Source organism: Streptomyces longispororuber (assembly GCF_024448165.1).
In the GTDB taxonomy this organism is placed as follows: domain Bacteria; phylum Actinomycetota; class Actinomycetes; order Streptomycetales; family Streptomycetaceae; genus Streptomyces; species Streptomyces longispororuber_A.
In genome coordinates this window covers 1-24,438 of record NZ_JAMOLN010000005.1, presented here as the reverse complement: position 1 = coordinate 24,438, position 24,438 = coordinate 1, and the positions used below count along the sequence as shown (strand labels likewise).

At 73.2% G+C, this 24,438-nt stretch carries 24 protein-coding genes; 9 read left to right on the top strand and 15 right to left on the bottom strand.

Features of this window, described 5'->3' with window-relative positions; translation table 11 throughout:
* Positions 1–99 precede the first annotated feature (99 nt).
* A complete protein-coding gene (locus M4J07_RS02495) occupies positions 100–1,359 on the top strand; it encodes an ROK family protein (RefSeq protein ID WP_255966627.1) in 1,260 nt (419 codons plus the stop codon).
* A 13-nt stretch (positions 1,360–1,372) separates the two neighbouring features.
* Here M4J07_RS02495 and M4J07_RS02490 read toward each other — a convergent pair whose 3' ends face one another.
* The 5 genes from M4J07_RS02490 to M4J07_RS02470 are packed head-to-tail and all read right to left on the bottom strand — an operon-like array spanning position 1,373 to position 4,259.
* Entirely contained in the window at positions 1,373–1,741 is a 369-nt protein-coding gene (locus M4J07_RS02490; protein ID WP_255966626.1) for a hypothetical protein, read from the bottom strand.
* Between the two features lie 11 nt (positions 1,742–1,752).
* A complete protein-coding gene (locus M4J07_RS02485) occupies positions 1,753–2,667 on the bottom strand; it encodes a phosphotriesterase family protein (RefSeq protein WP_372350631.1) in 915 nt (304 codons plus the stop codon).
* A complete protein-coding gene (locus tag M4J07_RS02480) occupies positions 2,661–3,245 on the bottom strand; it encodes a DUF4865 family protein (RefSeq protein ID WP_255966624.1) in 585 nt (194 codons plus the stop codon). The genes M4J07_RS02485 and M4J07_RS02480 overlap by 7 nt, the downstream gene beginning before the upstream one ends.
* 14 nt (positions 3,246–3,259) lie before the next feature.
* On the bottom strand, positions 3,260–3,661 hold the full coding sequence (locus M4J07_RS02475; protein ID WP_255966623.1) for a (R)-mandelonitrile lyase: 402 nt from the start codon (positions 3,659–3,661) through the stop codon (positions 3,260–3,262).
* Positions 3,662–3,671: 10 nt separating this feature from the next.
* Positions 3,672–4,259 carry a TetR/AcrR family transcriptional regulator gene (locus tag M4J07_RS02470; protein WP_255966622.1) on the bottom strand — a complete coding sequence of 196 codons (588 nt, stop codon included), beginning with the start codon at positions 4,257–4,259 and terminating at the stop codon, positions 3,672–3,674.
* A 166-nt stretch (positions 4,260–4,425) separates the two neighbouring features.
* On the opposite strand from M4J07_RS02470, the gene M4J07_RS02465 reads away from it, so the two are divergent.
* The 3 genes from M4J07_RS02465 to M4J07_RS02455 are packed head-to-tail and all read left to right on the top strand — an operon-like array spanning position 4,426 to position 8,041.
* Positions 4,426–4,722 (top strand): SHOCT domain-containing protein, encoded by a 297-nt coding sequence (locus M4J07_RS02465; RefSeq protein ID WP_255966746.1) that lies wholly within the window; start codon positions 4,426–4,428, stop codon positions 4,720–4,722.
* Complete coding sequence (locus M4J07_RS02460; protein ID WP_255966621.1) at positions 4,719–5,483, top strand: ABC transporter ATP-binding protein; 765 nt, start codon at positions 4,719–4,721, stop codon at positions 5,481–5,483. The genes M4J07_RS02465 and M4J07_RS02460 overlap by 4 nt, the downstream gene beginning before the upstream one ends.
* Complete coding sequence (locus M4J07_RS02455; RefSeq protein WP_255966620.1) at positions 5,480–8,041, top strand: ABC transporter permease; 2,562 nt, start codon at positions 5,480–5,482, stop codon at positions 8,039–8,041. Before M4J07_RS02460 ends, M4J07_RS02455 begins: the two co-directional genes overlap by 4 nt.
* 35 nt (positions 8,042–8,076) lie before the next feature.
* Here the strand turns inward: M4J07_RS02455 and M4J07_RS02450 are convergent, their stop codons facing one another.
* On the bottom strand, positions 8,077–8,574 hold the full coding sequence (locus M4J07_RS02450) for an ATP-binding protein (protein WP_255966619.1): 498 nt from the start codon (positions 8,572–8,574) through the stop codon (positions 8,077–8,079).
* 206 nt (positions 8,575–8,780) lie between these two features.
* Positions 8,781–9,095, bottom strand: coding sequence for a hypothetical protein (locus M4J07_RS02445; protein ID WP_255966618.1), 315 nt, complete (start codon positions 9,093–9,095; stop codon positions 8,781–8,783).
* A 383-nt stretch (positions 9,096–9,478) separates the two neighbouring features.
* Here M4J07_RS02445 and M4J07_RS02440 point away from each other — a divergent pair, with 383 nt between their 5' ends.
* Positions 9,479–10,576: a PLP-dependent cysteine synthase family protein gene (locus tag M4J07_RS02440; RefSeq protein WP_255966743.1), complete on the top strand. Its 1,098-nt coding sequence runs from the start codon at positions 9,479–9,481 to the stop codon at positions 10,574–10,576.
* 10 nt (positions 10,577–10,586) lie between these two features.
* Here M4J07_RS02440 and M4J07_RS02435 read toward each other — a convergent pair whose 3' ends face one another.
* Positions 10,587–11,075 (bottom strand): SRPBCC family protein, encoded by a 489-nt coding sequence (locus tag M4J07_RS02435; protein WP_255966616.1) that lies wholly within the window; start codon positions 11,073–11,075, stop codon positions 10,587–10,589.
* A 90-nt stretch (positions 11,076–11,165) separates the two neighbouring features.
* Positions 11,166–11,993: a DeoR/GlpR family DNA-binding transcription regulator gene (locus tag M4J07_RS02430; RefSeq protein WP_255966615.1), complete on the bottom strand. Its 828-nt coding sequence runs from the start codon at positions 11,991–11,993 to the stop codon at positions 11,166–11,168.
* Positions 11,994–12,216: 223 nt separating this feature from the next.
* On the opposite strand from M4J07_RS02430, the gene M4J07_RS02425 reads away from it, so the two are divergent.
* On the top strand, positions 12,217–14,604 hold the full coding sequence (locus M4J07_RS02425; protein ID WP_374214982.1) for a hypothetical protein: 2,388 nt from the start codon (positions 12,217–12,219) through the stop codon (positions 14,602–14,604).
* On the opposite strand, the gene M4J07_RS02420 is transcribed toward M4J07_RS02425, so the two are convergent.
* The 4 genes from M4J07_RS02420 to M4J07_RS02405 form a co-directional block, all read right to left on the bottom strand.
* Positions 14,574–16,979: a right-handed parallel beta-helix repeat-containing protein gene (locus tag M4J07_RS02420; RefSeq protein WP_255966614.1), complete on the bottom strand. Its 2,406-nt coding sequence runs from the start codon at positions 16,977–16,979 to the stop codon at positions 14,574–14,576. The two genes, M4J07_RS02425 and M4J07_RS02420, sit on opposite strands and share 31 nt — an antisense overlap.
* A 136-nt stretch (positions 16,980–17,115) precedes the next feature.
* Complete coding sequence (locus tag M4J07_RS02415; protein WP_255966613.1) at positions 17,116–17,721, bottom strand: Rv1733c family protein; 606 nt, start codon at positions 17,719–17,721, stop codon at positions 17,116–17,118.
* Positions 17,722–17,890: 169 nt separating this feature from the next.
* The gene (locus M4J07_RS02410; protein ID WP_255966612.1) at positions 17,891–18,715 is read right to left on the bottom strand and encodes an MOSC domain-containing protein; all 825 of its coding nucleotides are present in this window, start codon (positions 18,713–18,715) and stop codon (positions 17,891–17,893) included.
* Between the two features lie 60 nt (positions 18,716–18,775).
* Positions 18,776–19,222 (bottom strand): DUF6643 family protein, encoded by a 447-nt coding sequence (locus tag M4J07_RS02405; protein WP_255966611.1) that lies wholly within the window; start codon positions 19,220–19,222, stop codon positions 18,776–18,778.
* Between the two features lie 266 nt (positions 19,223–19,488).
* Between M4J07_RS02405 and M4J07_RS02400 the strand changes: the two genes are divergently transcribed.
* Positions 19,489–20,733, top strand: a complete 1,245-nt coding sequence (locus M4J07_RS02400) for a TerD family protein (RefSeq protein ID WP_255966740.1) — start codon at positions 19,489–19,491, stop codon at positions 20,731–20,733.
* An 18-nt stretch (positions 20,734–20,751) separates the two neighbouring features.
* Here the strand turns inward: M4J07_RS02400 and M4J07_RS02395 are convergent, their stop codons facing one another.
* Positions 20,752–21,927: a glycosyltransferase gene (locus M4J07_RS02395; protein ID WP_255966610.1), complete on the bottom strand. Its 1,176-nt coding sequence runs from the start codon at positions 21,925–21,927 to the stop codon at positions 20,752–20,754.
* Positions 21,928–21,985: 58 nt separating this feature from the next.
* Here M4J07_RS02395 and M4J07_RS02390 point away from each other — a divergent pair, with 58 nt between their 5' ends.
* Together M4J07_RS02390 and M4J07_RS02385 are read left to right on the top strand one after the other, a co-directional pair.
* Positions 21,986–22,771 (top strand): glutamate racemase, encoded by a 786-nt coding sequence (locus tag M4J07_RS02390; protein ID WP_255966596.1) that lies wholly within the window; start codon positions 21,986–21,988, stop codon positions 22,769–22,771.
* Between the two features lie 75 nt (positions 22,772–22,846).
* Positions 22,847–23,410 carry a hypothetical protein gene (locus M4J07_RS02385; protein WP_255966594.1) on the top strand — a complete coding sequence of 188 codons (564 nt, stop codon included), beginning with the start codon at positions 22,847–22,849 and terminating at the stop codon, positions 23,408–23,410.
* A 21-nt stretch (positions 23,411–23,431) separates the two neighbouring features.
* On the opposite strand, the gene M4J07_RS02380 is transcribed toward M4J07_RS02385, so the two are convergent.
* Positions 23,432–24,438: O-antigen ligase family protein (locus M4J07_RS02380; protein ID WP_308284723.1), on the bottom strand; the 1,007-nt coding region annotated here is incomplete at its 5' end.

The window sequence follows — 24,438 nt, the reverse complement described above, 5'->3', positions numbered from 1 at the left end:
GCCGTTCCCCGCCCTGCGCCCCGGTACGGGGTCTGGGCACGGCCTCGCCCCCGTTCACCGGCTACCATTCCAGACCGTGATCAGGGCGAGGAGTTGCTGATGGGCGGCAGGGCGGCCTCCGGGAACGGGAGCCATACGGCGGGCGAAGGTGCCACGCGGCCACCGCGGCTTGAACGGGGCCGCAGCGCCCTCGGCCCCGCGCTCGAACTCGTCCACACCGGACGCGCCCCGACCCGCGCCGTCCTCACCGCCGAACTCGGCGTGACCCGCGCCACCGCGGGCGCCGTCGCCGCGGAACTCGAAGCGCTCGGCCTCATCAGGATCGACGCCAGGCCTAGCGCCGCCGCCGGCTCCCAGGGGCGCCCCTCGCACCGCCTCTCTGTGGCCGAGGACGGGCCTGTCGCCCTCGCCGCCCAGGTCCACTCCGACGGCTACCGCGCGGCCCTCGTCGGCCTCGGCGGGCAGATCGTCGCCACCACCCCCGGCTGCGAGATCATCGACCCCGACCCGGCGGACGTGCTGCGCTCCGTGGTGGAGGCGGGCGTCAGGCTCCTGGAGAGCAGCGGCCGGCGCTGCGTCGGCGCGGGCCTCGCCGTGCCGTCCGCCGTCGCCGAACCCGATGGCACCGCCCTCAACCCGCTGCACCTGGCCTGGCCCGCGGGAGCCCCGGTCCGGCAGATCTTCGCCGACTGCGTCCGCGAGGCGGACCTCGGCATCCCGGCGTTCGCCGCGAACGACGTCAACCTGGGCGCGCTCGCCGAGCACCGGCACGGCGCCGGACGCGGCGCCCGCGACCTGCTGTGTGTCGCCACCGGACACCGTGGGGTCGGCGGCGCGCTCGTCCTGGACGGCCATCTGCACACCGGCAGTTCGGGCCTCGCCCTGGAGGTCGGGCACCTCACCGTCAACCCCGAGGGCCGCCCCTGCCACTGCGGCAGCCGCGGCTGCCTGGACGTGGAGGCCGATCCGCTGGCCTTCCTCATCGCGGCGGGCCGCACCCCCGACCCCGGCGGGTCGCTCCTGGAGCAGGCCCGCGGCCTGCTGCGCGACGCCCCGGGCGACGGCGCGGTGCGCGCGGCCACCGAGACTCTCATCGACCGCCTCGGACTCGGCCTGGCCGGCCTGGTCAACATCCTCAACCCGGACCGGATCATCCTGGGCGGCCTGCACCGCACCCTGCTCGATGTCGACCCGGAGCGGCTGCGGGCCGTCGTGGCCGACCGCAGTCTGTGGGGACGCAGCGGCGGGGTGCCCATCCTGGCGTGCACGCTCGACCACAACAGCCTGGTCGGCGCCGCCGAGCTGGCCTGGCAGCCGGTGCTCGACGACCCGATCGCGGCGCTCACCGCGCCGAGCTGAGCGGCAGGGCCCGTCACTCGCCCCAGTCGAGCTGCTCCTCCGGCACGCCCACGGACCGGCCGTGCGCGCGTGCCGCCTCGCGGCCCGCCGCGTCACCGCGCCGGTACCGGCACACGTGCCCGGCGAACACCACGTACACCTCGGTGGCGCCGTGGAAGTCCGCGTACCAGCCGCCCTCGGGGGACAGGCAGTCCGCCAACGCGTCGGCGAGCGCGGGGGCGTCGCGGTCCGCGGCCTCGAAGTGCAGCAGCGTCCAGTCGGCCGGCTGGCCGTCCCCGACGCCCGCCGCACGCACCCGGCGCACCCGGGTGAGGGACAGCGGTACTCCGCTCAACTCGCCGTCCGCGCGCAGGCTTTCGGCGACCAGTACTCCAGAGACCACGTCCGCACCCCTCATCGCCACTCGACCGAGAACGCCTGTGCCGGATTGTCCACGAGGATCCGCTCCACCGCCTCCTTGCCCAGCTCGGCCTCCAGCCGGGGCCGCACCCGCCGCAGCAGGTACGGCATCCCGGGCCCACCGCTCACCGACCGCGCGCCGGCGGTCGTGGTGTCGCCGCCCAGCAGCAGCCGGTCCGCGTACCCGGCACCGGCGAGCGCCGCCATCACGTCGGGCATCCGCCAGTCCGTGGCGTGGTTGCCCCGCGACGGCCCGTCGAGCGCCACGTACGCACCTGAGCGGGCGGCCTCGCGCTGCGTCACGACGTCGGGGCAGCGATTGAGGTGCCCGAGGATCACCCGGTGCGCGGGCACCGCCAACTCGTCGCACAGCAGGTCGAGCACGTCCAGGGCGCCCGTGCCCAGCTCGTGGTGGACGGCGATCGGCGCCCCCGTCGCGTGATGCGCCTCCGCGGCGGCCCGCATCGTCCACCGGGCGTGCGCGTCGAGTGCGTGGAACCCGCCCGCGACCTTGATCAGACCGGCCCGAACGCCACTGTCCCCGATGCCCTCGGTGAGCTCGCGCACGAAGACCTCGGCCAGGTCCGTCCGGCGCGCGTCCAGCAACTCGCCCGGATAGTGGGCCGCTTGGTGCAGACCGGTCGCGGCGACGACGCGCACCCCGGTCGCCTCCGCGAGCGCGGGCAGCTCGGCGGCCCGGCGCCCCAGCCCGTACGGGGTCCACTGCACGACGGTGCCGCCGCCCACCGCCGCGTACGCCGCCAGCTCCTGCCGTGCGAGTCCGGTGTCGGCCAGCTCCTGCCCGGGCAGCAGCGGGCTGCGGAAGAAGAGGTGGTCATGGGCGTCGACCACGCCCAACGTCCGTGGATCCAGGTCTCCTTGAACGCTGCGTACGGTGCCGCTCACCACTGCCTCCCACGGTGCAGAAGATGCCGCTCGGGCTGCGACAGGTGCAGCACCTGGTAGACGTCGCCGGACGCCTTCGGGGCGTCGTGCGCCCAGACCGAGAAGGTCACCAGCTCCCAGGTGCGCGGATCCACCCCGGCCGCGGTGTACAACACGCCGTCCTGGGCGGCCAGTTGCCCGGTCGCGGCCACCGCGTCCGCCGTCACCGCGGGCAGATCGGCACCCGCCTCGACGGGCGTCCGCGACCGCACCGCGCTGCGCGCCGGCTCCGCGCTCGCGGGCCCCTCCTCGTACGCGATCCCGGTCCAGTGCCGCACGACCGGACGCCCGAAGTCGTTCACCACGCCCTGAAAACCCGGGCCCCAGAGGAAGGAGTTCATGCCCTGCGCGGTGTTCCACAGGTAGAAGGAGCCGTACAGGTTCACCGGAGAGTCCTGCTCGCCGCGCACCCGCATCAGGTACGCCTTGGCGCCGAGGCCCGGGTAGTCGTCCAGCAGATGGCCCTTGGCCGCCACCCGCGCGCGGATGACGTCCATGTCGTAGTCGGCGGGCAGCGTCATCTCGTAGTTCATCGCATGCACGGTCGGTCTCCTCGTCAGTGCGCCGGGTGCGGGTCGTCGGCCGTGACGTGCGCGCCCCAGCAGGCCGTGGTGCCGTCCTCGGCCGCCTCGACGGCAGCGAGGTGCGTCATGAACGTGCGCGGCCCCGCCCCGTGCCAGTGCCACTCGTCGGGCTCGATCCAGACGGTGTCGCCCGCCCGGATCATCTCGACCTCACCACCCCTGCGCTGCACCCGGCCCTCGCCCGCGAGGACGTGCAGTACCTGGCCGTGCGGGTGGGTGTGCCAGGCGGTGTGCGCGCCCGGAGCGAAGTGGACGTTGAACATCCGCAACCGGGACGGGAGGTGAGGGCCGGCGATCTCCTCCAGCCAGACCGTCCCGGTGAAGTTCTCCGCCGGACCCTGCAGCGAGTCGGGGCGATGGCGCGTGATCTGCACGAAGGTGTCCTCAGTCCGTGGTGGTGGCGGGGGAGCGGAGCAGGGAGAGCAGGCCGCGGACGCCCGCGTCGAACGCGTCGGTGGACCCGGAGGCGCGCGCCAGGACGTAACCGCCCTGCACGGTCGCGACGACGGCGGCGGCGATGTCGGCCGGCACCAGGTGGGGAGCGAACTCGCCGTCCGTCACGCCCTCCTGGACGACGTCGGCGATCCGGCTCTTCACATACGCGATCGTCTCGTCGACCGGCGCGCGCAGCTCGTCGCTGGCGATCACGTCCGGGTCCATGGTCAGCCGCCCGACCGGGCAGCCGCGCAGCACGTCGCGCTCGCGCAGCAGATACGCCTCGACCCGCTCGTACGCCGAACCGTCCGCGCCGAGCAGCCGGTCGATCGTGGCCCGCATCTCCTCGCCGGTGCGCCGGATCGCGGCGAGCGCGAGATCGCCCTTGCCGGTGAAGTGGTGGTACATGCTGCCCTGACCGACGCCCGCCTGCTGCAGGATCGCCTTCGGGCTGGTGCCGACGTACCCGCGCTCCCACAGGAGCTCGCGGGTCGTCTCGATCAGTCGCTCCTGAGTGTTCATGACCTCACCGTACATACTAGTAGTTACAGAAGGCAAGGGCAGAGGGGTGGGAGCAGCCGGAAGGCGCCGTCGTACTCCCGCGGTGGTACGCGATGTGCCGCTGGCCGTACGACGACCTGGCCCCCCTCGCGGAGCGACGCTCGAGTCATCAATCACCGACGTCCTTCGGGAGATGAGTCAGATGCAGACCCTCGCGCACTTCGGCGGCGGCCCCGGACCGTGGATCCTTCTCTTCCCGCTGATCTGGGCGGCCGTCGTGGTCGGCGGCATCACCCTGCTGCGCCGCACCGTGTGGCGCGGGCGGCGCGGCCCCTGGCGGCCGGGACCGGCCCGCGTCGACCAGAACTCGCCGATCGCCGTCCTCGGCCGGCGGTTCGCCTCCGGTGAGATCGACGAGGACGAGTACTGGCGCCGGCTGACCGTCCTGAACGAGGAGTTCGGACGCTACGGCAGCCAGACCAAGGACGGTGCGGCATGACCACCGCGACGCTCACCGACACCGCAGCGCGCGTCGAGAACGCCGTCAAGGTGTACGGCTCCGGCGACACCGCCGTCCGTGCCCTCGACGGCGTGAGCGTCGACTTCCGCGCCGGACGGTTCACCGCGATCATGGGGCCCTCGGGTTCCGGCAAGTCGACTCTCATGCACTGCGCGGCAGGGCTCGACACCCTCACCGGCGGCGCCGCGTACCTCGGCGACACCGAACTGAGCGCCCTCGACGACAAGCGGCTGACCCTGCTGCGGCGGGACCGGATCGGGTTCGTCTTCCAGGCGTTCAACCTGGTGCCGACCCTGACCGTCGCCGAGAACATCACCCTGCCGATCGACCTGGCCGGCGCCCGGGCCGACACCGAGTGGCTCGACGCGCTCGTCGACGTCGTCGGACTGCGCGACCGGCTGCACCACCGGCCCGCCGAACTCTCCGGCGGACAGCAGCAACGCGTCGCCGTGGCGCGGGCGTTCGCGGGCCGGCCCGACGTCGTCTTCGCCGACGAGCCCACCGGCAACCTCGACTCCCGCTCGGGCGCCGAGGTCCTCGGCCTGCTCGGCGACGCCGTGCGCCGCACCGCCCGCACCGTCGTCATGGTCACCCACGACCCGGTCGCCGCCGCCCACGCCGACGAGGTCGTCTTCCTCGCCGACGGCCGCCTCGTCGACCGCATGGCACACCCCACCGCCGAGAAGGTCCTCGACCGGATGAAGGCCTTCGACGGCACCCGAGGGGACGGATCGTCATGAACGCCTCCGCACGCCTCAGCCTCAGGTCCCTGCGCGCGCACAAGCGACGCTTCGCGGGCACGTTCACCGCCGTCGTGCTCGGCGTCGCGTTCCTCGCGGGCACCCTCGTCATGGGCGACACGCTCCGCGCGAGCTTCGACTCGATGTTCGCCGGAGCCAGCAGCGGCACGGACGCCGTCGTCCGCAGCACCAACGTCATCACCACGCCCGGCGAGAGCCAGGGCACCCGGCAGCCCGTCCGCGCCTCGCTCGCCGACGACCTCGCAGGGCAGCCGGGCGTCGCCGCGGCCACGCCGAACATCCAGGGCGCGGGCCAGCTCATCGGCGCGAACGGCAAGCCCATCGGCGGCCAGGGCCCGCCCACCCTCGCCGGCAACTGGATCGACGACCCCGAACTCAACGCGTACCAGCTCGCCGAGGGCCGCGCCCCGCGCAAGGCGGGCGAAGTCGTCGTCAACCGCGGCGCCGCGAAGACCGGCGACCTGGAGATCGGCGACACGACGACGCTGCGCACGCCCGACCCCGTGCAGGTCACCGTCGTCGGCCTGGCCACCTCCGGCGGCGAGGACGGCATGGCCCAGGTGACCTTCACCGGAATGACCCGCGCGGACGCCGAGAAGTACCTCACGCCGAAGCCGGGGGAGGCGTCGACCATCCAGGTGCGGGCCGGACCGGGCGTCAGCCAGCAGGAGCTCGTCGACACGCTGAAGGACCGCCTTCCCCGGGGCGTCGAGGCCATCACCGGCACGGAGGCGGCCCAGGAGAACACCGACATGATCTCCGGCCAGTTCCTGAACCTCTTCACCACGTTCCTGCTCGTCTTCTCCGGCATCGCGCTGCTCGTCGCGACCTTCTCCATCCACAACACGTTCGCGATCGTCGTGGCCCAGCGCACCCGGGAGAACGCCCTGTTGAGGGCGCTCGGCGCATCCCGCAGGCAGGTCACCGCGGCGACCCTCGCCGAGGCCGGCTGCGTGGCCGTCCTCGCCTCGGCCGCCGGACTCGCGGGCGGCATCGGCATCGCCGCCGGTCTGCAGGCGCTCTTCCCCGCCATCGGATTCCCCTTCCCCGACGGCGAGTTGGTGATCAGCGCCCTGTCCATGCTGCTGCCGCTCGCCGTCGGCGTCGTGGTCTGCCTCGGCTCCGCCCTGCTGCCCGCCCTGCGCGCCGGACGCACCGCGCCCCTCGCCGCGCTGCGCGAGACCGCCGTCGACGACTCCGGCGCCTCGCGCCGCCGCGCCGTCGTCGGCACGGTCCTCGGCGCCGCCGCGCTCGCCGCCACCCTGGCCGGCGTCCTGGTGTCCCCCTCGCTCACCCTGGCCGGGGTCGGCGCCGTCCTGGTGCTCGCCTCGTTCGTGGTGCTCGGGCCGGTCGCCTCGACCTCAACGGTCCGCGTCCTCGGCAGCCCGCTCGACCGGCTCCGTGGCGTCACCGGCTCACTCGCCCGGCGCAACGCCCTGCGCAGCCCGAAGCGCACCGCCGCCACGGCCGGCGCGCTGATGATCGGCGTCGCCGTGGTCTCCCTGTTCACCGTCTTCGGCGCCTCGCTCAAGGCCACCATGGACCAGACCGTCAGCCGCTCCTTCGCCGGTGACGTCGCCGTCTCCACCCCGTCGTTCGGCGCGGGCGGCAGCGGGCTGAGCCCCAAGCTGGCCCCGGCCCTCGCGCGCCGGCCCGAGGTGGCCACCGCCGTCGGACTCGGCAAGGGCGTCGCGGCCGTCGACGGCAAGGGCCGCGCCCTGACCGTCACCGACCCGGCCGCCCTCGCCCGGGCCTTCGACCTCGGCACGGTCCGCGGCTCGCTCGACGACCTGGGCACGCACGGCATCGCCCTCACCGAGAACGAGGCCGACGCCCTGCACCTGAAGGTCGGCGACACCACCCGGCTCGCCTTCACCGACGGCACCCGCGAACCGTTCACCGTCCGCGCCGTCTACGACCGGTCCGAACTCGCCGGCGACTATGTCATCACCCGGGAGGCCTGGGCCCCGCACCGCGCCCAGGACTCCGACACCCTCGTCTCCGTGACGTTCAAGGACGGCGTGAGCGCGGCCGACGGCAAGGCGGCGGTCGAGAAGGTCGCGGCCGCGTACGGCGATCCCGAGGTGCAGACCCGCGACGCGTACGCGCAGTCGGCGGCGGGCGGCATCGACATGATGCTCACCCTCGTCTACGCGCTGCTCGCCCTCGCCGTCCTGATCGCCCTGCTCGGCATCGCCAACACGCTCACCCTCGCCGTGCACGAACGCACCCGCGAGCTGGGCCTGCTGCGGGCCGTCGGGCAGACCCGGGCACAGCTGCGGGCCATGGTCCGCTGGGAGTCCGTGCTGGTCGCCGCGTTCGGCACGGCCGGCGGACTGGTCCTCGGCGGATTCCTCGGCTGGGTCCTGGTCAGGGCGTCCGACGGCGCGAGCGACAGCGACTTCGCGTTCGCGCTGCCGCCGCTGCAACTGGTCGTCGTGGCCCTCGTCGGCCTCGCCGCCGGCGCCCTCGCGGGACTGCGCCCGGCCCGCAGGGCGGCCCGCCTCGACGTGCTGCGCGCCATCGCCACCGAGTGACGCGGATCCGTCCTGACGGTGTGATCACCGCCCGGTCAGCCTGCGACGGCCGACCGGGCGGGAGCATGCGTGGGCGCGTCGGCGTGGACTGCGGCCGTGGAGCCGTACACCGGATACGGGGGCAGGGCCACCGCGGGCGACGGGGCGGGCAGCGAGAACCAGACGACCTTGCCGCCGTCGCCGTGCGGCCGCACCCCCCAGTCGTCGCTCACCGAGGCGACCATCGCGAGACCGCGTCCGCAGGTCGCCAGCGGATCGGCGTCGCGGACCTCGGGGAACCGCGGATCGTGGTCGTACACGGAGACCGTCAGCCGGTCCCTGCGCAGTTCGATCTCCACGGTGCACATCTTGTCCGGCTCGGCATGCCGGTGGACGTTGGTCAGCAGCTCGGTGACACCGAGCGCCGCCAGGTCGATCAGTGGATCGAGATGCCAGTAGCGCAACTGCGCCGATACGATTCTGCGGACCTGACCGATCCGCGACGGCAGGGCTTGGAGCTCCACCGTGCAATGCCTGCTCGGCTGGCTGATCACGGCTGCGACTCCCCGAAAGAGGTCCGGAAGACGAGATCGGATCGAGCGGAAGGACCACGCTGTGAACAGGACCGCCCGCTGCTTGTGTCCGGCGGGCTGGTTCGCAGCGTCATCGCCGGTAAACCCTGAGTAGTGATGTGTGACCAGAGTGACCCAGGGGATGCGGGCGTGCAACTTCGACGGCTGCCCCTCCGGAGCGCGTGGAACTAGGACGTGCGGGTCGTGGCCCTGCGCACGGCCTCGATGAACCGGCGTGCCGTCGGCGGTCCGGCATCGCCACCCTGACCGCCGAGCCGCAGCAGGTACCGCCTGCCGTCGACCTCGGCCGTCGCGCGGTCGTCGGCGCCGAACCAGGGCTTGCCCGCACGGACTTCGTCGAGGGGGGCGCTGTCGATCTCACTGCCGTAACTCGTGAGCAACTCCAGCCTGCCGCCCTTGATCCGGACCTGGCCGGCCCGGGTCAGAGAGCGCAACCGCCGCCCGATCCGCACGCCCGTCGCCGTGAACTCCGGCTCCGCCATGCCGCTTCGCCCCCTCAGTGCGTTCGTGCGGTGCAGTCTGCACGCACCTGGCCAGGAGCACCAGTGTGCATGTGGACGTGGAGTGAAGCAGTGGGTGCAAACGGAATGCGCGCCCCCCTCGCACGTCCGTTCCCGCCCGGTCGCCAGGCCGTCCTTTGAGGCGCTCAAAGGTGTGTTTATGCAGGTGAGAAGCGTGCGGAAGGTGTCTATGATCGAGGCGTCCGGGTCGCTCCGACCGGGGCCGCACCGGTCCGCTGGGCATCCCCTGCCGATCCATTGTCGGGGGCCTGCCCGGGCCGACGCTCGGAACGACGCGAAGGAGCCGTGCGGTGAGCACGATTCAGCAAGGCCGTCCCCTGGGCGACGGCGCGGCCGGTGAACCGATGCCGACGCTCGACGTCGACCACACGGATCCCGACTACCGAACCTGGCTCAAAGAAGCCGTCCGCAAGGTGCAGGCCGACAGCAACCGCTCGGCCGACACCCACCTGCTGCGCTTCCCGCTGCCGGAGCACTGGGGCATCGACCTCTACCTCAAGGACGAGTCGACCCACCCCACGGGAAGTCTCAAGCACCGCCTGGCACGCTCGCTGTTCCTCTACGGCCTGTGCAACGGCTGGATCCGTCCGGGCCGCCCCGTCATCGAGGCGTCGAGCGGCTCGACGGCGGTCTCGGAGGCCTACTTCGCGAAGCTGATCGGCGTCCCCTTCATCGCGGTGATGCCCCGTACGACCAGCGCCGAGAAGTGCCGACTCATCGAATTCCACGGCGCCCGGTGCCACTTCGTCGACGACCCCATGACGGTGTACGCGGAGGCCGCCGACCTGGCCGCCCGCACCGGCGGTCACTACATGGACCAGTTCACCTACGCGGAGCGGGCCACGGACTGGCGCGGCAACAACAACATCGCCGAGTCGATCTATCGACAGATGGAGCTGGAGCGCTACCCGCACCCGGCGTGGATCGTCGCGACGGCCGGCACCGGCGGCACCTCGGCGACCCTCGCCCGCTACGTCCACTACATGCAGCACGACACCCGCATCTGTGTCGCCGACCCCGAGAACTCCTGCTTCTTCGAAGGCTGGACGACGGACAACGCCGACGCGACGAGCGACTGCGGCTCCCGCATCGAGGGCATCGGCCGCCCTCGCATGGAGCCCAGCTTCGTGCCCGGCGCCATCGACCGCATGATGAAGGTCCCCGACGCGGCGAGCGTGGCGGCCGTCCGCGCCCTGGAGCAGGCCATCGGCCGCAAGGCGGGCGGCTCGACGGGCACCGGCCTGTGGAGCGCCCTGAAGATCGTCGCCGAGATGGTGGCGCAGGGCCGCACCGGCAGCGTCGTGACCCTGCTGTGCGACCCCGGCGACCGCTACCTGGACAAGTACTACTCGGACGACTGGCTGGCGCGGCAGGGCCTGGACATCGCCCCGTACGCCGAGGCCATCACGCAGCTGCTCGAGACGGGACAGTGGCCCGAGTGACCGGCTCCGCCTAGGCGTTCGCCGACGACAGGCGCCGGTCCAGGGCTCCGACCGCGTCCCGGAAGGCCCGCCCGAGACCGGCCCGGCCCACCTTCAGACCCACCCGGAACGGGGCGGCGCCGTCCGCCGCGAACGTCCACTGCACGCGGGAGCCGCCGGGCACGGCGACGACCCGCCACTCCTCCAACAGGGCCCGCACACCCGGTGCGTTGGTCTCGTCCACCCGGTACGCGTACAGCCCGTCGGGCTCGGCGGCCACGATGGTCTCCACGAACCGGGTCCCGCCCTTGAGCCGGACCTCGCGCCGCGGGCCGTCGGCCCCGTCGTCGAGGGGTCTGGCCAGGGTCACCGCCGAGAACCACTGGGGCCACCCGGCGACGTCCTCCGCGAGCGCCCGGTACACGGCGTCCGGCGATGCGGACACCTCACGGGCGAACACGAGCCGCAGCGGCGCCGTCTCGACGAAATCGAGACCGACGGGGAGAAGTCGACGTGCCATGAACGTTCAGCCCCCAAACAGGAAGACGCCACCAACGGACGGGCAGAACAGAGCGGTTGACCGGGTACGGTCACCATAGCTGTCGGCCCGTCAGATGTCTGTACCGGTCTCGGGCTCACCGGCGACGACCAGCCGCACGTGCTCGGAGACCTCCGCGCGGGCGTCGACGGGCAGCCCCGCGTCCGTCACCAGGGTGTCCACCTGGTCGAGCGAGGCGAACGAACTCAGGCCCACCGTCCCCCACTTGGTGTGGTCGGCGACGACGACCACCCGCCGCGCGGACTGCACCAGCCGCCGGTTCGTCTCGGCCTCCGCCAGGTTCGGCGTGGACAGGCCCGCCTCCGGGCTTATCCCGTGCACGCCGAGGAACAGCACGTCGAAGTGGAGCGCCGCGATGGCCTGGTCGGCGACGGGCCCCACCAGCGAGTCGGACGGCGTGCGCACACCACCGGTCAGCACCACGGTGGCCGCGCCCTGCCGGGTCCCCGCACTGCGCTGCGCGGCGTGGAACACGTCCGCCACCCGCACCGAGTTCGTCACCACCGTCAGGTCCGGCACGTCGAGCAGCTGCTGGGCCAGCGCGTACGTCGTCGTCCCGCCGGAGAGGGCGATCGCGGTGCCCGGCGCGGCCAGCGTGGCGGCGGTCCGCGCGATGTCCTCCTTGGCGGTCAGCTCCAAGCCCGACTTGGCCTCGAACCCGGGCTCGTGCGTGCTCGCCTCGACGACCGGCACGGCCCCGCCGTGCACCTTCTCCAGCACGCCCTGCCGGGCCAGTGCGTCCAGATCGCGGCGGACCGTCATGTCCGACACGCCGAGCTTCCTGGTGAGTTCATTGACCCGGACGCCGCCGCGGCGACGCACCTCGTCGAGGATCAGGGCGCGGCGCTGCTCCGCGAGGAGGTTCTGGTTCTCGCTCACGTCCCGTCGGGTCCCTTCGCCTCGTCACACCAGCCACGTTCAGGTCTTCGGCGTCATCCTCGCACGCGGCACCGACACCCGTACCACCACCCGCGCGCCCGACCAGCGCGGCGGCACCCCGCGGTGGCGAAATCCGCACGACGGGTCGGGGAGATTCCGTGACGAGGGGTGCGCACGGGAGCACTGAGCCGGGATCCTGGTAACGCTCAGGAACGGGGGACACATGAATACGGCGCGCGAGAACCACGAGAAGGTGCACGAGAAAGTGCACGAGAAGGCGGCGGTGGCGGACGAGACCGCCCTGGAGCTGCTGGTCCACGGGGTCGGCGGCACCACACCTCAGGAGATGCTCGACGACCCGCAGACGGTACGGGTGTCGGGTGACGAGACGGCGGCCGTCTTCCGCCGCGGCGAGGACGTCGACGCGGAGGCACGGCCGGAGGACTACCGGGGCAAGCCGGTCCCCGAGGCGTACGTGTGGTGCAACCTCACCTCGGGCAACGGCTCCCGGGCACTGTGGCTGCTGCTGCTCCCCTTCATGGTCGTCAACCTCGCCCACTGGATGCGGCCCAACGCCCGCAGGAAATCCCGGAACGTCCGGCTCTACGGCCTGCTGGTCCGCCTCACCGGACTCACGCTCACCGTGCTCCTGGTGGCCGCGGTCTGCGAGGTCGCGCTCGACCTGACGGCCTGGCAGTGCGCGGGCACCGCCGCGTGCGCGGACCAGCGGGCCTGGCTGGGCTTCCTCGCGGTCGACGCGCACGGCGCGGGCGGCTGGTGGAGCCAGCCCGGCCGACGGCTCGCCCTCGCCTCGCTCGTGCCCACCGCCCTGACGGCACTCCTGTGGTACCTCTCGCACCGCACCTGGAGCGCCTACGAGTCGCAGCGCCCGCTGCCGCACCAGCCCGACGCCGACGACGGCGAGACGAGCGGCGCGCTCGGCAGGCCCGGGTTCTGGTACGGGCGGCGCCTCGTCGCCCGGCTGCGCGCCGCGCACACCGCGGCGGGCCTGCTCACCGTGGCGGCGGCCGTCGGCACCTCGGCCGCCCGGCACGACCGCGCTCCCGGCGGACCGGTCGTCCTCGACGTCCTCGGGTGGGCCCTCGTCGGCTCGCTGGCCGTGGGCACACTCCTGGTCGTCGGCGTCGTCGCGCGCCGGGGCCGCAGCGAGAACAAGCTCGACATCAGCCTGGACAAGACCCTGGTGCGCGCCCTGCCGTACGGCGCGCTCGGCCTGCTCGTCCTCAGCATGCTGTACGCGGGCTGGTCGCGCCCCGACTGGCGGTCGGCGGGCCGGCTGCCGGGCGACACGACGTTCGGCGGCATCGCACTCGTGCAGGGCGCCCTGGTGATCGCCCTCGCCGTGGTCGCCACGGCGATCTACCGCACGGCGCCCGACCACCGCACCGCGCTGCGCGGCCTCGGCGGACCCGCCACCGCGATGCTCGCCTGCGCCCTGGGCGGCGTGATGACCGGCGGCATCGCGCAGCGCGTCGCGGACTGGCTCGACGGCACCAGCGGCCTGATCAAGGGCCCGCCGGTGCTGCTGTCCTGGCAGGCCGCCGTCATCCCGCCCCTCCTGGTGATCGTCGCCGTCCTGTGCGCCGCCCTCGCCGTACGCACCGCACGCGTCAAGAAGCGCGAGAAGACCCAGGTCGGCCTGGACTACGCCCTGGACGAGCGCTCCGCCGAACCCGGCGAGCGCCCCGACCCGACGCGCACCGCACGGATCGCCGGCACCCGCGCACGGGCCGCCCTCACCGACCGGGCACCCCTGATGATCGGCGTCGTCTCGTCCGTGACCCTGCTGCTCGGCGCCCTCGCCGTGGCCGGTGCCTGGGCCACCGGAAAGGTGCCGGGAACCGCCGCCGAGGGCACCTTCTCCGTCGTCGAGGGAGCCGCGGACACCGCGCAGGCACTCGGCTCCTGGCTGATCGGCTTCGGCTTCATACTGTTCGTCACCTGGGGCCGCCGCGCCTACAAGGACGCGTCCGCACGCCGCACCATCGGCATCCTCTGGGACGTGGGCACCTTCTGGCCGCGAGCCGCGCACCCCTTCGCGCCCCCCTGCTACGCCGAGCGCGCCGTCCCCGACCTCACCTGGCGCATGGCCACCTGGACCCGCGCCACCGGCGGCCGGCTCGTGCTGTCCGGGCACTCACAGGGCAGCGTGCTGGCGGCCGCGGCGGCCTGGCAACTGCACCCCTCCGTGCGCAAGCGCGTCGGACTGCTCACCTACGGGTCGCCGCTGGAGCGGCTGTACGGACGCTGGTTCCCCGTGCACTTCGGACCCGCGGCCCTCACGTCGCTGCACCGGCAGGTCGACTGCTGGCGCAATCTGCACCGCAGGACGGACCCGATCGGCGGCCCGATCGACCTGCCCGGCGAATGCGGCCCCCAGGTCGACCACCCGGCCCTCCTGGACCCGCTCGCCTACGGCCGCACCGAGCAACACCCGCTGCCCGCACCGATCCTGGGTCACGGCGACTACCAGGCCGACCCGGTCTTCGCCGAGGAACGCACCCGCCTCCTGGCCCGCCTCAAGCCCGGCGTCCCGCAGCCGCGCCCCGAGGGCGAGCCTCAGGGCAGCTCCGGCAGGTCCTCCGGGTAGAGGAGCGTCAGGTCGTCGGTGTCCGGCTCGTCGACCTGGGCGACCCGGCCCGCGTGCCGCTCCACCATCGACTCGAACGTCTGCCGCGCGGTGCGGCCGTTGCCGAACGCCGGACCCTTCGGGATCGCCGTGAAGTACTTCAGAAGGGCTTCCGGCGTCCCGGAGGCGAGCCGGTACTCGTGCTCGTCCGCCTGCTGCTCCACGATCCGCAGCAGCTCCTCGGGGAGGTAGTCGGAGAACGTGATGGTCCGTGAGAACCGGGACGCCACACCGGGGTTGACCGAGAGGAAGCGCTCCATCTCCGCCGTGTAGCCCGCGACGATGACGACGACCGAGTCCCGCTGGTCCTCCATCAGCTTCACGAGCGTGTCGATCGCCTCACGGCCGAAGTCCCGCCCCGAGTCCTCGGGGGACAGGGCGTACGCCTCGTCGATGAACAGCACGCCGCCCTGGGCCCGTTGGAAGGCCTCCTGGGTACGGATCGCGGTCGATCCGATGTGCTCGCCGACCAGATCGACCCGGGACACCTCCACCAGGTGCCCCGTCCCCAGGACGCCGAGCGAGGCGAGGATCTCGCCGTAGAGCCGCGCCACCGTCGTCTTGCCCGTGCCGGGGGAGCCGGTGAACACCAAGTGCCGTCGCACGGACGCGGCCTTGAGACCGGCCTCCTGGCGCCTGCGCCCCACCTCGATCATGTCGGTGAGCGCCCGCACCTCGCGCTTGACGCTCTCCAGGCCCACCAGCGCGTCGAGTTCACCGAGTACCGCCTTCGACGTGCGCGAAGGCTGCGCCTCCTCCTGGGGCGGCGCGGCGGGCCGCTGGTCGGGCACCGCGCTGAGCAGCCCCACGGACTGCGTCGCGGTCTGCACGACCGGCTCCGGAGCGGCCGTCGCCCCCGGACGCATCCCGCCGCTCTCGTCGCTGGTGCACTCCTCGACCAGCGGGCCGTCCTCGGCGAACTCGTAGCCACCGCGCGAGCACCGCTCCGTACGGCACTTCTTGAGCGTGGTACGGCAGCCGTCGATCACGTGGAAGCCGTAGCCGCCGCTGCCCGACACGCGGCAGCCGTGGAAGCTGCCCCGGCCGCCCGCCGACACGTAGAAGCCGGCCTCCGCGGGGGAGGTGACCGAGCAGCGCTCGATGGTCGGGTCGGCGCCCTTGGTGACGATCACGCCCGTCTGGGTCGCGTCCACCGTGCAGTTGGACAACGTGCCGCCGCTGCCGTGGTCACGGAACCAGGCGCCCGTCGCGGCCTCCCGGATGCGGCAGTCGTCGAGCTGCGCGGTCGCGCCGTCGCTCACCGACACCGCCGTGTTGCGCACCTGCGAGAGGTCGGTGTCGACGACGTCCACGCGCGAACCGCGGTCGAGCACGAACAGTGCGTCCGGCACGTCGTGCACCCGGCACGCGTCCAGCACCGCGGTCGCCCCGTCGCTCACCCACACCGCCGGATAGTCCCCCGTGCTGTCGTGGATCTCGCACTGGTTGGCGTCCACCCGCGTGCCCGGGTCCCACACCGAAAGACCGTTGCGCCCGAACTGCCGCACGGTGGAACGGGTCAGGGTGAGCACGGACCGGGAGCGCAGGTCCACCGCGTTCTCCGGGACGTCGTGGATGCGGCAGTCCGCGAGGGTCAGCACCGCGTCCGTGTCGAGCGTGACCCCGTCGGCCGTCGTGCGGTGCACGTCGCAGTCCGTCAGGTGCGCGGTGGCCCGCCCGGTGATCTGCACGCCCGAGCCCTTGACCTCGTACACCTCGCAGCCGACGGCCTCCAGACCGGTGTGCTCGCCGGTCGCGGAGAGGCCCGATCCCGACGTGTGGTGCACCCGGCAGCGCTCCAGGCGGGGGTGCGCGCCACCGCGCACGGCGACGCCGGCCTGACCGGCGGCGACCACCTCGCACTCCTCGAACACACCGCCCCCGCCGTCCAGTACGGCGATGCCGATGCCGCCCGGATTGTCGACGGTGCAGCGCCGCACGGTGGGCCGCGCCCCGCCGCGCACCTCGATCCCGGCCGCCGACCGGGTCACCACCCGCACGTCGGTGATCTCCGGCGCGCCCTCCTCGACGAGCAGCGCGGGAGCCGCCGCGTCCTGGCCCTCCACGTGCAGGTCCTGCACGGTGGCGGAGGCCCGCACGGTCAGCGGCACCCCGTCGGCGGGCGCGATGCGCACCGAGCCGGGGGAGCCCTCGGGGCCGCGCAGCGTCACCGCGCGCTGGACGACGAGGTTCTCTCTGTACGTGCCGGGGGCGACGGTCAGCACGTCTCCGTCGCCGGCCGCCTCCAGAGCGGCGGCCAGCGACGCGTACTCGCCCGTGCGGCGCCGCCACCTCGATGTGCCGGTGTGCGTCACCTGGACCGTGCCCTGTGCCATGGCGCTGCTCTGCCCCCACCTCGTCGTACGCGGGTCGTCTTCGCGCCCTGACGGACGTCTCCCTGCGAAAGGTGGGTCCACCGTAGCGTGCGCGGGGCACGGCAGTTGACCGGAGCCGGGACCCCGTCAGCGGCCGCTAGCTGCCGGTGCCGGTCCTGCCCCAGTCCGGGCCCGCGATGTCCCAGGCCTGGTCCCACCGTGCGTACCGGCGCCTGACCATGCGCCACACGACCAGGCGGCGGGTGCCTTCGACGAGGCCGGTGACGGCGACCGCCGCCCCGAATCCGGCGAGCACCGCGTGCGTCGTGGCGGTCGCCCGGTCCAGCGGGCGGCCGGTGACGCGGCCCTTGTCGTCGGTCCACAGCGGGAACGTGTCACCCGTGTGCGGTGTCTTGAGCGCCGCTATCACCCTGCCCCGGTGCGCCGAGCCGTCCGGCGCCGTCCAGTGGGCGACGACCCGGCTGTGCGCGTCACGCGCGGTCGACGTCTCCGGGTCCGGGTCGAGCGGCGGCTGGGACACCTTCTTCTCCACCGTCGCCGTGACCTCGTGGCGCTTGCTGTGCTGTTCCTGAACCGAGCGGTACAGCGCGTCACGGGAGAGGGATCCCGCGACGATCCCGAGGACCGGCCCGGCCACGACGATGAGGATCAGCGCGACCAGCGCCACCCATGCCTCGGCCAGGTCCGTCCCACGGCGCAGTGGATTGTGGCGCCAGCGCCAGAGCCCCCTGATCGCTCGCACGGCTGCACCCCCTTCCGCGTCCGTCATAACCCCGAACGGCAGCGTCCACGCGTGGGCGGCGGGAAGAGAGAGCGACATCACCCGCTCGACCCTCGTGCCGATGGTTCCGACTCTGCCATTGTCCCTCAACGAGCATGCCGGGCCGCCGGGTTCCCCCACCGGGTGACGGTTATTCGAGAACGGTGACCGGATCTCCCAGCCGGACCGTGCCGGTCGACTCCGGCACCAGGTTCGTCCCGAAGCACAGCTGGTCACCGAAGCGGCGGTGTCGTGCGAGGGTGCGCAGCGGCTCCTTGCCACGCTCCGCGGTCGTCTGGTCCGTCGTCGTCACGACGCAGCGGCCGCTCTTCTTGGTGATGCGGAAGGAGACCTCGCCGATCGCGATGCGTGACCAGTCGTCCTCGGCCCAGGGCGCGGTGCCGGAGACCACCACATTCGGCCGAAAACGGTTCATGGGGAGCGGGCCCTCGTCCGCGTGGTCACCCTGCGCGATGAGCGAGTTGAGCGCGTCGAGCGACGAGAGCGCGGTCAGCAGCAGCGGATAGCCGTCGGCGAAGCTCACCGTCTCGCCGGGCTTCCCGTAGGCGGGGTCGACGGGGCGTCTGGTCGCCGGGTCGTCCAGGTGCATCAGCCGTATGTCGGTGTCCAGGTACGCGCTCCACCACGCGTGCGCGGCGTCGGCGGCGGGGACGGCCTCGACCTTGTCCCGCCACACCTCGATCGTGGTCGTCGTGACCGGCTCGGGCACCTCGATCGGCAGCGGCTTTTTGCCGGGCGCGGACACCCGGACGCCGCCGCCGGGCAGCAGCTCGGCGGCGGCCAACGCCAGGCGCGGATGCGGGCGTTGAGTGACGATCTTGTCCGTGGAGTCGACCAGTACCCAGCGCCGGTCCCCCGCGAGCCCCCACGGTTCCACGACCGCCTCGCGCGGTGCGTGCCCCCGAACCGCCTTCAGCGGGTGGACATGGATCGAACTGAGCACAGGATGCGACATGGGGCCATCCTGCCAGCCTGCGCCGACAGCCCCCGCGCCGGTGCCGAGTCCGGTCGTCCCTCAGTAACCGCGGTACTGCTGGCGGTTGTACGGATCCTCGTACGGTGCCGGGGCGGGCGCCGGACGGGGCGCCGCCGGGCGCATCGCCTCGTACCCGGTGGCCTGCCGCTGCGGCTGGGCCTGCGGGCCCGGGTAGCCGCGGGGCGCGCTCTGCTGCTGCGGGATGTACGCCGTCGGCGCCGGCTGCATCGGGGCCGCCTGCATCGGAGCCTGCTGGGGTGCGGCGTAGCCGTACTGCGGTGCGGCCGCGGAGGGGCCGGAGGGGAGTGCGGGCAGTGCTGCCGGAAGGGCGGGCAGATGGCTGCCGGTGTCGTACGCGGAGGGAACCCGGATCGGGGCGATCTGGGGCGTGCCCCGCTCTGCGACGAGGGAGTCGTAGATCGGAGTGTCCGGGAAGGACGGCGCGGAGTAGTAACCGCCGCCATAGGTGGAGCGGGGGGAGGTCATGACACATAAGTTAAGCCCACGATGTGGTCGTTGGGGTAGCCCGATAAGAGGGTTCTTTTGCGTGTCGGCAGTGACTTCGCTTCCCCAATGCGAGCGAACTTGGGAAAAACGGTCGTCAGGCCGCGTTGAAATCGTGTAAAGGCCGAGCTCCCGGCGGGTTACCGGCGGTTGGCCAGTGATCTTCGCGCCCCGCCTCTGGGGTCCTTCGGGGAACGGGGAATAGGTTGACGGCGAAGCCGGAGACGACGTTGGGGGCAGACATGACAATGGCCAAGGGATCGAATGTCGCGGTGCCGGCTTCGGCGGTGCGGGTCGAATTGGGGTGGCGTTCCGGGCCCGGGGTGCCCGACGCCGACGCGTCGGCGCTCCTCCTCGTCTCCGGAAAGGTCCGCTCCGACGCGGACTTCGTGTTCTACAACCAGCCCGCGCACGCCTCCGGAGCCGTGCGCCACGACGGCAAGGCCACCACGGACGGTGCCGTCACGGACACGCTCTTCGTCGACCTCGCGCGCGTGGAGCCGGTCATCGAGACCGTGGTCCTCGCGGCGTCGGCGGACGGCGGCGCGTTCGGCCAGGTGCCGGGCCTGTACATCCGGGTCGTGGACGCGGCCACCGGTACCGAACTCGCCCGCTACGACAGCACGGACGCGACCGTGGAGACGGCCTACGTCCTCGGCGAGCTGTACCGGCGGCAGGGCGCCTGGAAGTTCCGCGCGGTCGGCCAGGGCTACAGCAGCGGACTCGAAGGCCTCGCCACGGACTACGGGATCACGGTCGACGAACCCCAGCACGCGGCACCGGCCGCCACGCCGCAGCCCGTGACGCCGCCCCCACCGCCCGCGGCGCCGCCCACGGTTCCGGCCGCGGCGCCGGTGCAGCTGACCAAGGTCACGCTCACCAAGTCCGCCCCCACCGTCTCGCTGACCAAGCAGGGCGGCACGTCGGGCGCGATGCGGGTCAACCTCAACTGGGAGGTGCGCAAGCAGTTCAGCGGCTGGGGGAGCAAGCGGGGCCGGGCCACCGCCATGCACCGCGACCTCGATCTCGACCTGTGCGCGCTCTACGAACTGGCCGACGGACGCAAGGGGGTCGTGCAGGCCCTCGGGAACGCCTTCGGGGCGCTGCACCAGCCCCCGTACATCCACCTGGACGGCGACGACCGCAGCGGCAGCCTCGCCGCCGGTGAGAACCTGACGATCAATCTCGACCACAAGGACGCCCTGCGCCGGGTCCTCATCTTCGTGACGATCTACGAAGGCGCCCGCAGCTTCGCCGACCTGCACGCGACGGTCACCCTGACACCGCTGAACGGCGCACCGATCGACTTCTCCCTGGACGAGTGCACCGTGCCGTCCACGGTGTGCGCGCTCGCCCTCATCACCCACACCGGCGGCGATCTGACCGTGCAGCGCGAAGCCCGCTATCTGGTGCCCGAGCGGGGCGTCAGCCCGCAGCGGACCGTGGATTACGCCTACGGGTGGGGCATGAACTGGACGCCCGGCCGCAAGTAGCGCACGCGAGGGGCGAGTTCACCGCTGCTCGGGCGCGGCGTCGGGACGGGCGTACGTACGCCCCTTCCAGGCCGCGCCCCGCCCCCTGTAGTGCTGCACCGCGGAATCCACCGTCATCAGGAGGTAGAGGAACGCGGTGAACGGGAGCAGGGGAGCCAGCCACAGCGTCTGCCGGTAGTACCGCAGCATGGGGACGTACGTCGCCGTCATCACGGCCCAGGCGGCCGCGCCCAGCAGCGCGGTCGGCGTGCTGCCCGTGACGAGACCGGCGCACAGCGCGAGCGGCGGCACCAGATAGACCAGGGCGAGCCCGAGCACCGTGCCGAGCAGCACCAGCGGGTTGTGCCGCAACTGCGCGTACGCGCTGCGCGACACCATGCGCCACAGGTCCGCGAGGCGCGGATAGGGCCGCACGCTGTCCACGTGCTCCGCGAGGCCCAGCCAGACGTGCCCGCCCGAGCCCTTCACCGCCCGCGCCAGCGACACGTCGTCGATGACCGCCTGCCGGATGGCGTCCGGGATCCGGGCCCGCTCGGCCGCCGCCGTCCGCAGCAGGACGCAGCCGCCCGCCGCCGCGGCCGTGCGCGAGCCCTTCTTCGCGATCCGCCGGAACGGATAGAGCTGCGCGAAGAAGTACACGAACGCCGGCACGACGAGCCGCTCCCACACGCTCGCCACCCGCAGCCGGGCCATCTGCGACACCAGGTCGAAGCCGCCCGTGCGGGCCGCCGCCACCAACTCCCGCAGACTGTCCGGCTCATGGGCGATGTCCGCGTCGGTGAGCAGCAGGAACTCCGGGCCACGCGCGCGTGCCAGCGCGATGCCGTGCCGCACCGCCCACAGCTTCCCCGTCCAGCCCGCGGGCGGCTCACCCGGTGAGCCGACCGTCAGCGGCAGCCCGCCGAGCCGCTCGGACAGGGCGCGCGCCACCTCACCCGTACCGTCCGAACTGCCGTCGTCCACCAGGAAGATCTCGGCCCGCCCCGGATAGTCCTGCGCGAGCAGCGAGGGCAGGCTGTCCGGCAGCACGGCCGCCTCGTCGCGGGCGGGCACCACCACGCACACGTCGGGCCAGACGTCGGGCTCCGCGCGCGGCGGCAGCCGCAGGTCCGTGCGCCAGAAGAACCCCTGGCAGAGCAGCAGCCACAGCCAAGCGGCGAGCGAGGCCGCGGTGATCCACGCAACGACGTCCATCCGCCGCAGTCTGCCCCACCGACGCCGTCCTGTCGGACCCATCGTCTATGGTTTCCGGGTGAAGATCGCGCTGATGGACTCGGGAATCGGACTGCTCGCGGCCGCCGCCGCGGTACGGACCCTGCGGCCCGACGCCGACCTCGTGCTCTCCTCCGACCCCGACGGCATGCCCTGGGGTCCGCGCACCCCCGAGGACGTCGCGCAGCGCGCACTGGCCGTCTGCGAGGCCGCCGCCGCGCACGGCCCCGACGCCCTGATCATCGCGTGCAACACGGCGTCCGTGCACGCCCTGCCCGCGGTGCGGGCCCGGCTGGAGCCGGCCGTTCCCGTCATCGGCACCGTCCCCGCGATCAAGCCCGCCGCGTCGGGCGGCGGCCCCATCGCGATCTGGGCCACGCCCGCCACCACCGGCAGCCCGTACCAGCGGACGCTGATCCGTGACTTCGCGGACGGCGTCGAGGTCACGGAGGTGCCCTGCCCCGGCCTCGCCGACGCGGTGCAGTGGGCCGACGAGGAGGGCATCGACCGGGCCATCGCCGCCGCGGCCGCCCTCACCCCGCGTGACGTGCGGGCCGTCGTGCTGGGTTGCACCCATTACGAGCTGGTCGCGGAGCGTATCCGCGCCGCGGTGCAGCAGCCGGGCAGCGCGCCCCTCGTGCTGCACGGCAGCGCGGGCGCCGTCGCCGCGCAGGCGCTGCGCCGGATCGGGGCGCGCCCCGGGGCGGAAGCGGCCGGGCGCGGCAGCCTGACCGTGATCCTCAGCGGCCGGGAGGAATCGCTTCCGCAGGCCGCCCTCACGTACGCCGAGGGCCGTGGGCTGGGAGCCGTCAGTCACGCCAGGTGATCGCCGGCACCGTCCGGAGCAGTCACGCTCCGCAAGCCGGTGCCTTCGCCCCGGAACCTGAGTACGCTCGTGTGCATGAGGGAACACGCCGCCGACGAGCACCCCGGGCGACGCACTTCCGCCCACGGGACCGACATCTGGACCGGCCGCGCACACAATCGTGTGCAGTGGCTCCTCGCCCTGGGCGGCTTCGCCTGCCTCGCCCTCGGCATCGAGCTGGCCGTGGACAATTCGTGGGCCACGGGCATCGCGGCCCTGGCCATGTCAGTGGTCGGGCTCATCGCCGTCGGCCTGCTGGTCCTCTTCGGCACCCTCGCGTTCCTGCACGTCGCCGTGAAGGTCGACAAGGACCACCTCGAGGTGCGCTGCGGCCACGTCGGACTGCCGCGCCGCCGCATCCCGCTGTCCCATGTGGTCGACGCCGACTTCGCGCCGCGGGTCACGCCCCGGCAGTGGGGCGGCTGGGGCTACCGGTGGCGCCCGGAGATCGGCACGGCCGTCGTCGTGCGGCGCGGTGAGGGCGTGGTGCTCAGTCTCGGGGACGGCCGCAAGTTCACGGTGACCGTCGACGACGCGGAGAGCGCGGTGCGGCACATCCGCGACCGCCTCAAGCCGACCGCCCCGGGACCGGTCGTCTGACGACGGTTCCGATCTCGGCCATCAGTCGCGGCCGCCCCTGAGCACGGGGGCGGCCGCTTCGTCGTGCGGCGGGTCCTCGGCGAACGGCTCGGCGGTCGCGATGCCCGCGAGCAGGCCCACGCCCGCGGTCACCGTGGTGAAGCTGAGCGCGTTGCCGACCGTCGCCATCGCCGCCACCACCGTCAGGGCCGCCCCGGCGGCGAGGACCACCTGCGTCGAGCGGGCCGAGCGCCACAGCACGTACAGCAGCCAGCAGTACGCGGCCGTCAGCAGCAGCACCCCGATGACGCCCTGCTCGGCGGCCACCTGGAAGACGGCGGAGTGCGGCTTGCCGTCGGGGGGTTGTGGCTGGCCGAGGGCGAGGGCACGCTCCTCGAACCGTCCGGGACCCGTGCCGAGCCCGGGATGGCTCTCGGCCAGGTGCAGGGCGTCGCGCCACAGCAGGATCCGGTGCTGGGAGAGCCGGCCCTCCAGGGTCGCTGCGAGCCCGGCCGGCAGGGCGTCCTTGGCGAGGGCGACGCCGAGCCCGGCCACCAGCGCAGTGGCGCAGCCGAGCGCGGCGAGGCCGATCGCCCTGCGGCGCAGCCGGGCCACGCCGAGCGAGCACAGCACGACGCCCGCGCACGCCGCGACCCCGGCCATCGAGTCGAGCACGGCGGCGACGGCCACCGTCGCGACCGCGGGCAGGTGCAGGGCGATCCGCAGGGTCCGCTCCCGGGCCGACCAGGCGGCGCAGCACAGGGCGCCCGTGGACAGGGCGAGCAGCGCGGCCGTCGCACCGGCCCGGCCGATCGGGGCCACGGTGTCCGGGGCGGGGACGGCCTGGGGCACGGCGATCGCGAGGCACAGACCGCCCAGTCCGGCGGCGAAGGACGCGGCGACGGGCACCAGCGCGCCGCCGATCCGGCCGCACGCGTAGCCCGCGGCGACGGCGAGCACGGCGAGGAGCATGCCCTCGGGGCGGCCGGCCCGTGCGGTCGCGGTGATCAGGGCCCAGGCCGCGCAGCCGCCCAGCACGGCGATGCCGA

What these genes read in the sequence shown, in the direction of transcription:
- M4J07_RS02400 (WP_255966740.1), top strand. Translation starts at nt 19,489, where the DNA reads ATGGCCAAGGGATCGAATGTCGCGGTGCCGGCTTCGGCGGTGCGGGTC.
- M4J07_RS02435 (WP_255966616.1), bottom strand. Translation starts at nt 11,075, where the DNA reads ATGGCACGTCGACTTCTCCCCGTCGGTCTCGATTTCGTCGAGACGGCG.
- M4J07_RS02460 (WP_255966621.1), top strand. Translation starts at nt 4,719, where the DNA reads ATGACCACCGCGACGCTCACCGACACCGCAGCGCGCGTCGAGAACGCC.
- M4J07_RS02445 (WP_255966618.1), bottom strand. Translation starts at nt 9,095, where the DNA reads ATGGCGGAGCCGGAGTTCACGGCGACGGGCGTGCGGATCGGGCGGCGG.
- M4J07_RS02495 (WP_255966627.1), top strand. Translation starts at nt 100, where the DNA reads ATGGGCGGCAGGGCGGCCTCCGGGAACGGGAGCCATACGGCGGGCGAA.
- M4J07_RS02385 (WP_255966594.1), top strand. Translation starts at nt 22,847, where the DNA reads ATGAGGGAACACGCCGCCGACGAGCACCCCGGGCGACGCACTTCCGCC.
- M4J07_RS02465 (WP_255966746.1), top strand. Translation starts at nt 4,426, where the DNA reads ATGCAGACCCTCGCGCACTTCGGCGGCGGCCCCGGACCGTGGATCCTT.
- M4J07_RS02425 (WP_374214982.1), top strand. Translation starts at nt 12,217, where the DNA reads ATGAATACGGCGCGCGAGAACCACGAGAAGGTGCACGAGAAAGTGCAC.
- M4J07_RS02420 (WP_255966614.1), bottom strand. Translation starts at nt 16,979, where the DNA reads ATGGCACAGGGCACGGTCCAGGTGACGCACACCGGCACATCGAGGTGG.
- M4J07_RS02440 (WP_255966743.1), top strand. Translation starts at nt 9,479, where the DNA reads ATGCCGACGCTCGACGTCGACCACACGGATCCCGACTACCGAACCTGG.
- M4J07_RS02405 (WP_255966611.1), bottom strand. Translation starts at nt 19,222, where the DNA reads ATGACCTCCCCCCGCTCCACCTATGGCGGCGGTTACTACTCCGCGCCG.
- M4J07_RS02410 (WP_255966612.1), bottom strand. Translation starts at nt 18,715, where the DNA reads ATGTCGCATCCTGTGCTCAGTTCGATCCATGTCCACCCGCTGAAGGCG.
- M4J07_RS02455 (WP_255966620.1), top strand. Translation starts at nt 5,480, where the DNA reads ATGAACGCCTCCGCACGCCTCAGCCTCAGGTCCCTGCGCGCGCACAAG.
- M4J07_RS02470 (WP_255966622.1), bottom strand. Translation starts at nt 4,259, where the DNA reads ATGTACGGTGAGGTCATGAACACTCAGGAGCGACTGATCGAGACGACC.
- M4J07_RS02395 (WP_255966610.1), bottom strand. Translation starts at nt 21,927, where the DNA reads ATGGACGTCGTTGCGTGGATCACCGCGGCCTCGCTCGCCGCTTGGCTG.